At 73.0% G+C, this 12756-nt stretch carries 12 protein-coding genes; 6 read left to right on the top strand and 6 right to left on the bottom strand.

Annotation, left to right across the window (positions count from 1 at the left end; all coding sequences use genetic code 11):
* Both ACWC2B_RS01560 and ACWC2B_RS01555 read right to left on the bottom strand, forming a co-directional pair.
* The coding region (locus tag ACWC2B_RS01560) for a hypothetical protein (RefSeq protein ID WP_450714399.1) at positions 1-656 on the bottom strand (656 nt) is incomplete at its 3' end.
* 115 nt (positions 657-771) lie between these two features.
* Positions 772-1560: an aminotransferase class IV gene (locus ACWC2B_RS01555; protein ID WP_450714398.1), complete on the bottom strand. Its 789-nt coding sequence runs from the start codon at positions 1558-1560 to the stop codon at positions 772-774.
* 148 nt (positions 1561-1708) lie between these two features.
* Here ACWC2B_RS01555 and ACWC2B_RS01550 point away from each other — a divergent pair, with 148 nt between their 5' ends.
* Positions 1709-2308: an NADPH-dependent FMN reductase gene (locus ACWC2B_RS01550; protein ID WP_450714397.1), complete on the top strand. Its 600-nt coding sequence runs from the start codon at positions 1709-1711 to the stop codon at positions 2306-2308.
* A 138-nt stretch (positions 2309-2446) separates the two neighbouring features.
* Here ACWC2B_RS01550 and ACWC2B_RS01545 read toward each other — a convergent pair whose 3' ends face one another.
* Both ACWC2B_RS01545 and ACWC2B_RS01540 read right to left on the bottom strand, forming a co-directional pair.
* Positions 2447-3802, bottom strand: coding sequence for an ATP-binding protein (locus tag ACWC2B_RS01545; protein WP_450714396.1), 1356 nt, complete (start codon positions 3800-3802; stop codon positions 2447-2449).
* Positions 3799-4629: a hypothetical protein gene (locus ACWC2B_RS01540; protein WP_450714395.1), complete on the bottom strand. Its 831-nt coding sequence runs from the start codon at positions 4627-4629 to the stop codon at positions 3799-3801. The genes ACWC2B_RS01545 and ACWC2B_RS01540 overlap by 4 nt, the downstream gene beginning before the upstream one ends.
* 327 nt (positions 4630-4956) lie before the next feature.
* Between ACWC2B_RS01540 and cutA the strand changes: the two genes are divergently transcribed.
* Together cutA and ACWC2B_RS01530 are read left to right on the top strand one after the other, a co-directional pair.
* A complete protein-coding gene (cutA, locus tag ACWC2B_RS01535; protein ID WP_450714540.1) occupies positions 4957-5283 on the top strand; it encodes a divalent-cation tolerance protein CutA in 327 nt (108 codons plus the stop codon).
* Entirely contained in the window at positions 5280-5738 is a 459-nt protein-coding gene (locus tag ACWC2B_RS01530) for a gamma-glutamylcyclotransferase family protein (protein WP_450714394.1), read from the top strand. Before cutA ends, ACWC2B_RS01530 begins: the two co-directional genes overlap by 4 nt.
* On the opposite strand, the gene ACWC2B_RS01525 is transcribed toward ACWC2B_RS01530, so the two are convergent.
* Both ACWC2B_RS01525 and ACWC2B_RS01520 read right to left on the bottom strand, forming a co-directional pair.
* The gene (locus ACWC2B_RS01525; RefSeq protein ID WP_450714393.1) at positions 5692-7818 is read right to left on the bottom strand and encodes a molybdopterin oxidoreductase family protein; all 2127 of its coding nucleotides are present in this window, start codon (positions 7816-7818) and stop codon (positions 5692-5694) included. The genes ACWC2B_RS01530 and ACWC2B_RS01525 overlap by 47 nt on opposite strands.
* 297 nt (positions 7819-8115) lie before the next feature.
* The gene (locus ACWC2B_RS01520) at positions 8116-8796 is read right to left on the bottom strand and encodes a SanA/YdcF family protein (RefSeq protein ID WP_450714392.1); all 681 of its coding nucleotides are present in this window, start codon (positions 8794-8796) and stop codon (positions 8116-8118) included.
* A 260-nt stretch (positions 8797-9056) separates the two neighbouring features.
* Here ACWC2B_RS01520 and ACWC2B_RS01515 point away from each other — a divergent pair, with 260 nt between their 5' ends.
* From ACWC2B_RS01515 to ACWC2B_RS01505, 3 genes are all read left to right on the top strand, one after another.
* Complete coding sequence (locus ACWC2B_RS01515; protein ID WP_450714391.1) at positions 9057-10001, top strand: sirohydrochlorin chelatase; 945 nt, start codon at positions 9057-9059, stop codon at positions 9999-10001.
* Between the two features lie 91 nt (positions 10002-10092).
* Positions 10093-11373 (top strand): deoxyguanosinetriphosphate triphosphohydrolase, encoded by a 1281-nt coding sequence (locus ACWC2B_RS01510; protein WP_450714390.1) that lies wholly within the window; start codon positions 10093-10095, stop codon positions 11371-11373.
* A gap of 109 nt (positions 11374-11482) precedes the next feature.
* Complete coding sequence (locus tag ACWC2B_RS01505) at positions 11483-12745, top strand: NAD(P)/FAD-dependent oxidoreductase (RefSeq protein ID WP_450714389.1); 1263 nt, start codon at positions 11483-11485, stop codon at positions 12743-12745.
* Positions 12746-12756: the final 11 nt, after the last annotated feature.

The following is a 12756-nucleotide window of genomic DNA, read 5'->3' as shown; positions in this document are numbered from 1 at the left end:
TCACTTCCGTCCCAGGGTTTGTCCTTGCTCCACTGGCCGTTTGCGTCCCCGGGTTTGTCCTTGCCGCGCTGGTCACTTCCGTCCCAGGGTTTGTCCTTGCTCCACTGGCCGTTTGCGTCCCCGGGTTTGTCTTTGCCGCGCTGGTCACTTCCGTCCCAGGGTTTGTCTTTGCTCCACTGGCCGTTTGCGTCCCCGGGTTTGTCCTTGCCCCACTGGCCGCTTCCGTCCCACGACTTGTCGTTGCCCCGCTGGTAGCGGTCACGGTCACGATCGCGGTCGACGTCGCTGCCGCCGGTGACGGTCAGCTGGGCGTCGACGACCTTGCCGTTCTCGCAGCTGACCCTGATGCGGAAGCTGCCCGGCTTGGCGTGCGAGGCCACCTGGAACTGGCCGGCGAGCACTTCCTTGTGTGTGGAGGCCGACATCGGGAAGTCGCCCGAGCCCACCGTGTTCGCATCGCCCGTGGCCCGCCCCGCCGACCCGCAGGCGGCGGTGTTCGCGGTCACCGTGGTGCCGGGCGAGGCGCTCGTCGGCCACAGCTCCAGCGAACCGCCGCCCCCGCCCGGCTCGCCGATGGCGTACGCGAGCGAACCCGCCGGGCCCAGCACGGCGGCGGACGCCAGCAGGGCACTGGTCAGGAGTCTGGCAGTACGCATGGATCCTCCTGGGACGCGGCAGAGCTTCTGCCTACGACCTAAGAGGCACCCGGGCCGCACCGCCCGTCGGCGGGGGGCGAACGAGTGACGCGGGGCGGGCCGTACGGGTGAACCGTCACCCAGGGTCGATCACATCCCAGGGCGCCTCCTCGTACGCCCGCCACACCATCTTCATCAGCTCCGCGTCGACCGCGAATTCCCGCTCGTCGATCCGGCCCACCGGGGCGATCCCGCGCGAGTTCATGACGAAGGCCGCGCTGTACGCGTCGAGACCGGCCAGGGTCACCTCGCGGCGGGCCGACTTCAGGCCGTACGCCGCGAGCCGGGGTTCCAGCACCGCCATCGTGATGCCGAGCAGCGCGGGACGGTTCGGCCAGACCACCGAACTGCCGTCCCAGAACGCGATGTTGGTGATCGCGCCCTCCGCGATGACCCCGCCGGGGCCGGTCAGCAGGGCCTCGGTGAAGCCCTGGCGTTCGGCCAGGCGGACGTAGTAGCCCTGGGCGAAGCCGCCGAGGTGCTTGAGGTGGGCGACAGGGCGCTCGTACGGCACGGAGAGCAATGACTGCGCGGTGGACGGCATGTCGACGGGCTCGTTCACGACGACCATCGGGGTGGGTGCGTCGGCCGGCCCGTACACGTAGATCCGTACCGCCGCGTCGGACCGGCCGCAGGCGCTGAGGGCCTGCCCTGTCAGGGAGCGGATGCGTTCGCCGTCGAGACCGGGGCCGAACAGCTCGCGCGTGGCCCGGTCCAGGCGGGTCAGGTGGTGGGCGAGGCCCCGTACGCGTCCGTCGCGAACCTGCATGGCGGTGAAGTGACCGTAGCCGCCGGTCAGCGCCGGAACGAGCAGGTTCTCGGCATCGGCGGGACGGCCGTCGATCTCGACATACGGAAGTGTCATGGGCCTCAAGATAGTTCGCCGAGGCAGTTCGCCCGGACAGTCCGCCGGGGCAGTTGGCCCGGACGGTCCGCCCAGGCAGTTGGCCCGGGCAGTCCGCCGCTGGGCCGCGCTTGACCTCAAGCAGGCTTGAGGTTGAATCCTTCTCGGCATGGACATCACCACAGCCGAGCAGGCTGCTCTGAAGGTCACCGTTGTCGTCGCCTCCAACCGCGAGGGCCGGTTCGCGCCGGTCGTCGCCGACTGGTTCCTCGCCCGGGCCCGCGAGCACCAGGGCCTCGACATCGAGGTGCTCGACCTGGCCGAGGCCGAACTGCCGACCACCATTTCCCACAACCCGTCGCCCGCCGTCGCGGCCCAACTCTCCGTCATCTCACCGAAGTTGGTGGACGCCGACGCCTTTGTCGTGATCACCCCCGAGTACAACCACTCCTTCCCCGCCTCGCTGAAGAACCTGATCGACTGGCATTACGTGCAGTGGCAGGCCAAGCCCGTCGGCTTCGTCTCGTACGGCGGCATCTCCGGAGGTCTGCGAGCCGTCGAGCAACTGCGGCAGGTCTTCGCCGAGATGCACGCTGTCACCGTGCGGGACACGGTCAGCTTCCACCAGGCGCACGGGCTCTTCGACGAGGACGGCGAACACCGCGAGCCCTCGCAGGCCGACGCGGCGGTCAAGAAGATGCTCGACCAGGTGGCGTGGTGGGCGCGGGCGCTGCGTACCGCCAAGGAGAGCCAGCCGTACGCGGGCTGAGCGGTCAGCGGGCGGTGATCGGTGGGCAGTAGGGGCGGGCGGTATCTGTCAGTCGACCACCGTCAGTCGATAGCGGTCAGCGGTCAGCGGTCAGCGGTCAGCTGACCGCCCAACCCCCGACCGCCTCACCCCGCAACCTCACTCTCCAACCTCACCCCCCGGCAGTGAAACCACCGCCACCGCGCCCCCGTCCTCGGCGTTCCGCAGCGCCACTTCCGCGCCGATGACGTGAGCCTGGCCCATGGCGATCGTGAGGCCGAGGCCCGTGCCCTGGCCGCGTTCCTTCGCGCCGGTCACGAAGCGCTGGGGGCCGTCCTTCAGGAGGCGTTCGGGGAAGCCGGGCCCGTGGTCGCGCACGCTGACCGAGGTGCCGTCCACCGTCACCTCGACCGGCTCGGCGCCGTGCCGCCTCGCGTTGGCGATGAGGTTGGCGACGATCCGCTCCAGGCGGCGCACGTCGGTACGTACGAGCGTGTCGAGCGCGTCGAGGGTGCCGAGCGCTTCCGTGCCGCCGGGGTCGCCCGCGGCAGCCGCCCGTGCGGGGAGCGCCAACTCCACGGCCAGGCCGCACCGTTGGAGGATGCCCTCCACGGCGACGTCGAGCGGCACCACCTCCAGGTGGGGTTCCTCGGCGTTCGCGTCGAGCCGGGCGACCTCCAGAAGGTCCTCCGTCAGGGTGCGCAGGGCCGAGACCCGATCCCGTACCAGCTCCGTCGGACGGCTCGGCGGCAGCAGTTCCGCGGCCGTGTGCAGCCCGGTCAGCGGGGTGCGCAGCTCGTGCGCCACGTCCGCGGTGAAGCGCTGCTCGGCTTCCAGGCGGCGCTGCAGCGACGCGGCCATCGTGTCGACCGCGCAGGCCAGCTCCGCCACCTCGTCCTGGCGGCCGGCCGGGGCCGACTGGCCGATCCTGGCGTCGAGTTCGCCCCGGCTGATCCGGCGCGCGGTCGCCGCGGCCGTACGCAGCTCACGGCTCAGCCTGCTGGCGAGCCCCGCGCCGCCGAGCGCCGCGAGCCCGACCACGACCGCACCCCAGGCCACCAACTGACCGTCCAGCTCCTGGAGTTCGTCCATCGCGGCGTCCAGCGGCTGCCGCACCGAGAGCACCCGGTCGCCCACGGGGCGCGCCGCCCACACGGCAGGGTGCGCGCCGTCCAGGTCCAGGAACGTGCTCCGCTTGCCGTCGCGGGCGGACTTGCGCAGCGGCTCGGGGAGCGCGGGATGGTCGAGCGCGGCCTCGGTGTCGCCTTGGTCGACCTGGCCGGTCAGCTCGTACAGCTGCCGTACGCGGATGAGCTGCGCGGTCGCGGACTCGCGGGCCGTCGCGGCGATCTGGGCGGCGCGCGACTGGTGGATGAGCAGGCCGATGGTCACGGCCACCAGGGCGCAGCCCGCCGCGAGCAGAGCGGCGATCTTCCAGCGCAGACTCATGCCCCGGGTCAGCCCGCGGGCGCGGCCGGACAGGGCGCGGCACCGACGCAGCACGGCGCGCGTCACGAGGCACCCTTCCCGGTGTCCGAGCCGCTCGGCCACGTCTTCGCCGTCCTCGCCGTCTTCGCCCCGCCCGACTTCGCGGGTCCCGGCGTTTTACGCGGCTCCGGCGTGCCGCGCGGCCCCGGGGCCTCGCGCTCGTCCGTGGTGTCCTTCGTGTCCGGGCCCTTCGGAGCGATGCCCTTGTACGTCTTGATGTCGCTCACGGGGGACAGCCGGACCCCGTCCCAGTGGTAGCGGACCGCCTGCTCGGCGCCGTCGTCCGCGGCGCCCCGGGTCACCAGGTCGGTGCCGACGGCCTCCACCGCCAGGCGGCTGCCGACGGTGTAGAGGATCGGGACGACCCTGCCGTCGCGGGCCGTGTAGACGATGACGACCGTGCGGTGGCTCTCCACGTCCGCCGCGATGATCAGTTCGGGCCGGCCGTCGTGGCCCGTCAGGTCGTGCAGGGCCGGCGGCCGGATGCCCGGCCGTCCCGGGCGGTCGATCACGGGCAGCCGGACGAGGCCCTTGGCGCGCGGGTCGGCCCTGAGGATCTCCATCGGGTCCATGCCGCGCAGCCCCTCCTTCGGCACCTTCAGCGACTCCGGGAGCGGAACCGGCGGCTCCCCCCGGCCGGAGGCCATCACGCCGTCGCGCCGCGCCTCGCTCTCGTACCAGGCGGGCCACAGCTCCTGCGGCCTGGGCTGGAGGGCCACGGTGGCGGCCCGGCCGCCCTCCACGAGGCCGGACCGCGAACCGCAGCCGGACACGGCGAGCACCACCGCGGCGATGCCGAAGGCGGCGATGCCCGCGATGGCCGCGGCGCGGAGAATCCGGAAGGTCTGGATCATGGTGGAGTGCGGGGGAGGGTAGGGAAGGCGGCCGGGACACCGGCGCGCCCATCGACGCCAGGAGCGGATCACCCGCGCCCATCGACACTAGGAGCGGATCATCACGGAAACCGGGACAACATGTAACAGCCGTGCGTACGCTCCGCACCGGCCGGCGGGTTCGGGACGTAGGGCCCTGCCGGAGGACTCTTGAAATCCCGGCCGGACCCGGCCGCATCACCGAGGGAGGACGCCGTGACATCGGCCGAACGGCTGACCGCGCAGACCACGAGCGCGCAGACCACGAGCGCGCAGACCACGACCGCGCAGACCACAACCGCGCAGAGCATGACCGTGCAGGCCATGACAGTGCAGACCACGACCGACAGCGCCGACAAGGCGGCCGCGCTCGCCCGCGGCGCGGTCGAGGCCCGCCTCGCGGCCTGCGCGCAGATCGTGGGCCCCGTGACCTCCGTCTACCACTGGGCGGGCGGCATCGAGACCACACAGGAGTGGCAGGTCCTCTTCAAGACCACGACCATCTGCTACCCCGAGCTCGAACGCCACCTCCTGGCGGCCCACGACTACGAGACCCCGGAGATCATCGCGACCCCGGTGGTGGCCGGGAGCCCGGCCTACCTGTCCTGGGTCACGGCAGAGACGACCCGCCGATGACCCCCGCCGTCGAGCCGCCGCTCCCCTTCTTCGTGTACGGCACGCTCCGCCCCGGCGAGCGCTACTACCGGCGCTTCCTGCGCGGCCGCACGGTGTCCGAGCGCCCGGCGCTGCTCAGGGGCGCCCTCCTGTACGACGGCCCCGGCTACCCGTACGCCATAGCCGGCGACGGCACGATCACCGGCACCCTCATCGAGGTCGCGCCCGCCGTCCACGCCGAACTCCTCGCCGCACTCGATGAGTTGGAGGAGTACCTCGGCCCCGGCCACCCCCGCAACCTCTACGACCGCCTGGTGCGCGAGGCGCTGGTGGACGGTCGGCCCGTACGGTCGTGGACCTATCTCGCCGCGCCCCGCCTGGCCCGTGAGCTGGTCGCGGGCGGCACCCCGATCCCCGGCGGCGACTGGCTCACGTGGCCGGCCCGGCCCGCTCCACCCGTACCGCGCACGCCTTGAACTCGGGCATCTTCGAGACCGGGTCGAGCGCCGGGTTCGTCAGGGTGTTGGCCCGGCCCTCGCCCGCCCAGTGGAACGGCATGAACACGGTGTCCGAGCGGATGGCGCCGGTCACCCGGGCCGGCGCGGTGGCCCGCCCGCGCCGCGAGGTCACCGTCACCGCGTCACCGTCGGCCACTCCGATCCGGCCGGCGAGCAGCGGATGCATCTCGACGTACGGGCCGGGCGCGGCGGCGTTGAGCCCGGGCACCCGCCGGGTCTGGGCGCCCGACTGGTACTGGGCGAGCACGCGGCCCGTCGTGAGCACCACCGGATAGTCGGCGTCGGTCTCCTCGTCCGGCTCCCGGTGGCTGACCTCCACGAAGCGGGCCCGCCCGTCCTCGGTCGCGAACCGGTCGAGGAACAGCCGGGGCGTACCCGGGTGCCCCTCCTGCGGACACGGCCAGAACACGCCGTCCTCGGCCTCGATCCGGGCATAGCTGATGCCCGAATAGTCCGCGGCCCCGCCCGCCGACGCGAGCCGCAGCTCCTCGAACACCTCCTGGGGATCCACCGGAAACCCCTTGGCCGCCGACTCCGAACCCAGTAGCTCCGCAAGGGAGTTGAGCACCTCAAGATCGCTGCGTACGTTCTCCGGAGGGGTGACGGCGGCCCGCCTCAGCAGCACCCGGCCCTCCAGATTGGTCATGGTGCCGGTCTCCTCCGCCCACTGCGTCACCGGCAGCACGACCTCCGCGAGCTCGGCGGTCTCCGAGAGCACCACGTCCGCGACCGCGAGGAAGTCCAACGCCCGCAGCCTGCCCTCGATATGAGCCGCGCGGGGCGCCGACACGACCGGGTTCGACCCCATGACGAGCAGCGCCTTCACGTCACCGCCCAGCGCGTCGAGCAGCTCGTACGCGCTGCGCCCGGGGCCCGGGAGCGAGTCCGCGTCCACGCCCCACACCCCGGCGACATGGGCGCGCGCGGCAGGGTCGACGAGCTTGCGGTAGCCGGGCAACTGGTCGGCCTTCTGGCCGTGTTCGCGGCCGCCCTGGCCGTTGCCCTGGCCGGTGAGGCAGCCGTACCCGGACAGCGGGCGGCCCGCCCGGCCGGTCGCGAGACAGAAGTTGATCCACGCGCCGACCGTGTCGGTGCCCTTGGCGTGCTGCTCGGCGCCGCGCGCGGTGAGCACCATGCCGTCCGGCGCGTCGCAGAACATGGCCACGGCGGCGCGGAGCTGGGGCACGGGCACGCCCGTGATCCTCTCCACGAGCTCGGGCCAGTGCGCCATCACCGCCGCCCGCGCCGCCTCCCACCCCGACGTCCGCTCCCGTATGAACTCCTCGTCGACGCGGCCCTCGGCCACCACCAGGTGGAGCAGGCCGAGGGCGAGGGCGAGGTCGGTGCCGGGGCGGGGGGCCAGGTGCAGGTCGGCCTGCTCGGCGGTCTTCGTGCGGCGCGGGTCGATGACGATCAACTTGCCGCCGTTCTCCCGCAGTTCGCGCAGGTAGCGCACCGCGGGCGGCATGGTCTCGGCGAGGTTCGAACCGGCCAGGATCACGCATCCGGTCCGCGCCACGTCCTCCAGCGGGAACGGCAGCCCCCGGTCGATACCGAACGCCCGCTGGTGCGCGGCCGCCGCCGACGACATGCAGAACCGCCCGTTGTAGTCGATCTGCGAGGTGCCGAGCACGACCCGCGCGAACTTTCCGAGCGCGTACGCCTTCTCGTTCGTCAGCCCGCCGCCGCCGAACACCCCGACCGCGTCGGCCCCGTACCCCTGGCGTACGGAGCCGAGCCGCTCGGCCACGAGCTCCAGGGCCTCCCCCCAGGTGGCCGGTTCGAGCAGGCCGGTGGCGGGGCGCCGGATGAGCGGCTCGGTCAGCCTCAGGCCCCGCGAGAGCAGCGCGGGCGCGGAACTCCCCTTGCCGCACAGCGCCCCCCGGTTCACGGGGAAGTCCCGCGCGACGACATCGAGCCCGCCGTCCGCACCGGCCGCGGCCCGCAGCCCCATGCCGCACTGGAGCGAGCAGTACGGACAGTGAGTGGGGGTCACGGGGGCGGACGCGGTGGCAGGCGAGGGCACATCTATGGGCATGCCCTCCAGGCTGCGACCGGCGTGTTACACCTGCGTCCGCGCCCGGGTTACGCGGGCGGGGCGGGGGGCTCATTCTGGCCGGGGAGGGGCGGTGAGGAGGGGGCGGTGGCGGTCGGAATCCGATATCTGTCAGCGGCTGTCCGCCGGCCGTCGTCGGACAGCCGATATCCGTCGGCTGCCATCCGCTGTCTGTCAGCCGCGGCAGCGTCGTCAGCCCGCCAGCCCGCTGGCGCCACCCGTCAGCCCGCCAGCGCCCTGGCGCCACCCGTCAGCCCGCCAGCCCCCTGCCGCCACCCGTCAGCCCGCCAGTGCCCTGGCGACCCCCGGCTCCTTGGGGCCCAGGAAGGTCGGGTCCGGCTGGAACGCCACGTCGAGGAGGGCCTTCCCCGCGGCGAACACCTCGCGGGTGCCGCCGTAGTACCAGGTCACATCGTGGACGGCATCGACGCCGACGCCGTAGGACCGTACGCCCGCGGCCTCGCACAGCGCCACCGCGCGCCGGATGTGGAAGCCCTGGCTGACCAGGACGGCCCGGTCCACCCCGAAGATCTTCTTGGCCCGTACGCACGAATCCCAGGTGTCGAACCCCGCGAAATCGCTGACCACGCTCTTGTCCGGAACCCCGTGCTGGACAAGGTAGCCGCGCATCGCGTCGGGCTCGTCGTAACTCGGCCGGCCGTTGTCGCCGGTGACCAGGACCGCCTTCACCTTCCCCGCCCGGTACAACTCCACGGCCGCGTCGAGGCGGTGGGCGAGGTACGGCGAGGGCCTGCCGTCCCACAGACCGGCTCCGAACACCACGGCGACCCCGGACGCCGGGGCGTCGGCCACCGTGCCGATGCGGTCGCCCGTGGTCGCGTACAGCCAGGTGACGGGCGCCAGCGCGAGTACGCACGCGGCGACGACGCCCTGCACGAGGCGGCGCCGGCCGGCGCGGGTGCGCGGCAGACGCGGTCGCTTCAGTCGGATGCGCGGCACGTGGTCCCCCTGGTGGGCTGCTCACTGGTGGTCTTCGGCGGTGTACGAGGGGATGGACGTCGCGGGCGCCGGGCCGGTTCGCCGCACCGCACGGTCCATACAGCTCTGTGACATGCCCCTGCCGCTCGTGGGTGTTCCGCCGGCGGGCCGGAGCCGAAGCGCCCCGCCGCACCCGGCCCCCGCCGCCCCCGTGAGGCCATGGAAAACACCCGTCACCGCCGCGCAACGACCCGGCAACGTACGCCCGGCAGGATCGGTTCATGACGGAGCCGGAGACGAGCCACCTCTTTCCACAAGGCCAGCCGACCACCCCGCCGCGGAGCCATCCCCTTCCCCTCGACAGCACCGCGCAGCTCCTCACCCGCATCACGGCCCAACTGGGCAGCCAGCTCAGCCATGTACGACTGAACGGAACCCGCACCTCCATGACGCCCACCGCCCGCCCCGCCCTCGTCGCCGTCGCGCACGGCAGCCGCGACCCCGGCGCGCTGCGGACGGTCACCGCCCTCCTGGAACGGGTCCGTGAACTGCGGCCGGGCCTCGACGTCCGGCTCGGCCACATCGAGCTGAACCGCCCCCTGCTGCCCGACACCCTGGCCGCACTGGAGGGGCAGGCCGTCGTCGTGCCGCTCCTGCTCGGCCGCGGCCACCACGTCAAGCACGACATCCCGCACACCCTCGCCACGGCGGGCCGGCACCTGAGCGCCCGCGTCGCGGCCCCGCTCGGCCCGCATCCGCTGCTCGTCGAGGCCCTGTACGGGCGGCTCGTCGAAGCGGGCTGGCACCTCGACGCCCGAACCGTGCGCGGCACCGGGGTCGTGCTCGCCGCCGCCGGATCGCGCGACCCGGACTCGGCCGCCGACACCCGCCGCACCGCCATGCTGCTGAGCGAGCGCCTCGGCGGGGTGCCCGTGCTGCCCGCGTACTCCTCGGCCGCCTCGCCCACCGTGCCCGAGGCGTTGCGCGCCCTCGCCGCGCGCGGCAGGCACCGCGTCGCGGTCGCCTCGTACTTCACCGCTCCGGGACGTTTCGCGGCCGAAAGCGCGGCAAAGGCGCCGTGGATCGCGGCCGCCCCCATGGGCGCGCATCCGGCCATGGCCAGGCTCGTCCTGCACCGCTACGAAGAGGCGTTGACGCGGACGCCGACGACGGCGCGTGACGCCGAATTCGCCCCCACGCTCACCCCCGCACTCCTGTCGGCCTGAAGCAGGCCCACCCCCGCATCCGTCTCCCCATGAGGCGAGCCTCGACGCACCCTTGAGCCCACTTGTCAGCGACTCCGTTTACTGTCGGTGCATGGAGTTCTACGCCGAGGCCGACACCGAACGCTGGGCCGCCGAGCCCGACAAGCGGCCCGGCCGCACCGCCTTCCAGCGCGACCGCGCGCGCGTGCTGCACTCGGGGGCGCTGCGCCGCCTCTCCGGCAAGACGCAGGTCGTCACGCCCGGCTCCCGGAGCCAGGCCTGGGACGCCAGCCCGCGCACCCGGCTCACGCACTCGCTGGAGTGCGCCCAGGTCGGCCGCGAGCTGGGCGCGGCGCTCGGCTGCGACCCGGACCTCGTCGAAGCCGCCTGCCTGGCCCACGACATGGGCCACCCGCCGTTCGGCCACAACGGCGAACAGGCGCTCAACGACTTCGCGAAGGACATCGGCGGCTTCGAGGGCAACGCCCAGTCGCTGCGCCTGCTCACCCGGCTCGAACCGAAGCGGTTCGTACGCTCCTCGGTGACGGGGGAGCCCGTCAGCGTCGGCCTCAACCTCACCCGCGCCGCCCTGGACGCGGCCACCAAGTACCCCTGGGCGCGCGGCGGTCACCCCTCCGACCCGGCCTCGGTGAAGTTCGGGGTGTACGAGGACGACCTGCCGGTGTTCGCCTGGGTCAGGGAGGGTGCCACGCCCTACCGCAAGTGCTTCGAGGCCCAGGTCATGGACTGGTCGGACGACGTGGCGTACTCGGTGCACGACTTCGAGGACGGGCTGCACGCCGGCCACATCGACCAGGGCGCGCTGTTCTCCGAGACGGAGCGGGCCGACATCTGGCGCGTCGCCATCGGCCGGTACGTGCCCGCCGACACCGATCCGCAGGAGCTGGCCGAGGCCCTGGAGCGGCTCGTCGAGCAGGACTGGTGGCCGCGCGGCTACGACGGCACGGCGGTCTCCCAGGCCCGCCTGAAGGACGCCACCAGCCAGCTCATCGGCCGGTTCTGCCTGGCCGCCGAGGGCGCGACGCGCGCCGCGTTCGGCACCGGACACCTCACCCGGTACGGCGCGGAGCTGGTCGTGCCGCGCGCGACCCGCAACGAATGCGCCGTGCTGAAGGCGGTCGCCGACCGCTATGTCATGCAGCGCGACGAGCAGGAGCGGCTCCGCGCCGACCAGCGCGTCGTCCTTGCCGAGCTCGCCGAAGCGCTGACCGCCAGGGCCCCCTCCGACGGGCTCGACCCGCAGTTCCGGGCGCTGTACGACGAGGCGGGCGACGACCGTACGAAGAAGCGGGTGATCGTCGACCAGATCGCCTCGCTCACCGACGCGGCGGCCCGCTCGCTCCACTCCAGACTCACCGTGCACCACCGGTAATCCCAGCCGTCGCCGCGTCCCAACGGAGCAAGCCCTCTTCCCCCATCACGCTCCGTGCGGGACGCTCGCAGGTGGCGGCGCCGCGCAGCAAGCACCGAGGAGGCATCAAGTGGTCGACGCAGATCGGACATTCGTCATTGTCGGAGGCGGTCTCGCGGGGGCGAAAGCCGCCGAGACCCTCCGGTCCGAGGGTTTCAACGGGCGGGTGATCCTCATCGGCGACGAGCGCGAGCACCCCTACGAGCGGCCGCCCCTGTCGAAGGGGTTCCTGGCCGGCAAGGAGGAGCGCGACAGCGTCTTCGTGCACGAGCCCGCCTGGTACGCGCAGAACGACATCGAGCTGCACCTGGGCCAGATCGTCACCACCATCGACCGGGCGGCAAGGACGGTCCGGCTGGGCGACGGCACCGTCATCCAGTACGACCGGCTGCTGCTCGCCACCGGCGCCGAGCCGCGCCGCCTGGACATCCCCGGCACCGACCTGGCGGGCGTCCACCACCTGCGCCGCCTCGCCCACTCCGAGCGGCTCAAGCACGTCCTCAAGGCGCTCGGCCGCGACAACGGCCACCTCGTCATCTCGGGTGCCGGCTGGATCGGCCTGGAGGTCGCGGCCGCCGCCAGGGGGTACGGCGCCGAGGTCACCATCGTGGAGCCGGAGGCGACCCCGCTGCACAACGTGATCGGCCCCGAGCTCGGCCAGCTCTTCGCCGACCTGCACGCCGATCACGGCGTCCGCTTCCACTTCGGCGCCCGCCTCACCGAGATCGTCGGCCAGGACGGCATGGTGCTCGCCGCGCGCACCGACGACGGCGAGGAACACCCGGCGCACGACGTGCTGGCCGCGATCGGCGCCGCCCCGCGCACCTCGCTCGCCGAGAACGCGGGCCTGGCCATGGCGGACCGGGCGCACGGCGGCGGCATCGCGGTGGACGCCTCGCTGCGCACCTCGGACCCCGACATCTTCGCGGCGGGCGACGTGGCCGCCGTCCACCACCCGCTGCTCGGCACCCGGCTGCGCGTCGAGCACTGGGCGAACGCGCTGAACGGCGGCCCGGCCGCGGCCCGCGCGATGCTGGACCAGGAGGTCAGCTACGACCGGGTCCCGTACTTCTTCTCCGACCAGTACGACCTCGGGCTCGAATACTCGGGGTGGGCGCCGCCGGGCTCGTACGACCAGGTGGTGATCCGGGGGGACACGGGCAAGCGCGAGTTCATCGCGTTCTGGCTCAAGGAGCGCCGGGTCCTGGCCGGGATGAACGTGAACGTGTGGGATGTCACAGAGCCCATCCAGGCCCTGATCCGGGGCGGGGCTCAGGTGGACACCGAGGCGCTGGCCGATCCTGCCGTCGACCTCGGCTCCCTCGCACCCTGAGTGTCGTACCG

It is taken from the genome of Streptomyces sp. NPDC001415, from assembly GCF_053597395.1.
Note: the sequence above shows the minus strand (reverse complement) of the source record. Positions and strands in the feature narration are given on the sequence as shown.

Bases quoted from the DNA above. Each gene is read 5' to 3' on its own strand.
- ACWC2B_RS01555 (WP_450714398.1), bottom strand. From the start codon at position 1,560: ATGACACTTCCGTATGTCGAGATCGACGGCCGTCCCGCCGATGCCGAG.
- ACWC2B_RS01510 (WP_450714390.1), top strand. From the start codon at position 10,093: ATGGAGTTCTACGCCGAGGCCGACACCGAACGCTGGGCCGCCGAGCCC.
- ACWC2B_RS01550 (WP_450714397.1), top strand. From the start codon at position 1,709: ATGGACATCACCACAGCCGAGCAGGCTGCTCTGAAGGTCACCGTTGTC.
- cutA (WP_450714540.1), top strand. From the start codon at position 4,957: ATGACCGTGCAGGCCATGACAGTGCAGACCACGACCGACAGCGCCGAC.
- ACWC2B_RS01530 (WP_450714394.1), top strand. From the start codon at position 5,280: ATGACCCCCGCCGTCGAGCCGCCGCTCCCCTTCTTCGTGTACGGCACG.
- ACWC2B_RS01525 (WP_450714393.1), bottom strand. From the start codon at position 7,818: ATGCCCATAGATGTGCCCTCGCCTGCCACCGCGTCCGCCCCCGTGACC.
- ACWC2B_RS01540 (WP_450714395.1), bottom strand. From the start codon at position 4,629: ATGATCCAGACCTTCCGGATTCTCCGCGCCGCGGCCATCGCGGGCATC.
- ACWC2B_RS01515 (WP_450714391.1), top strand. From the start codon at position 9,057: ATGACGGAGCCGGAGACGAGCCACCTCTTTCCACAAGGCCAGCCGACC.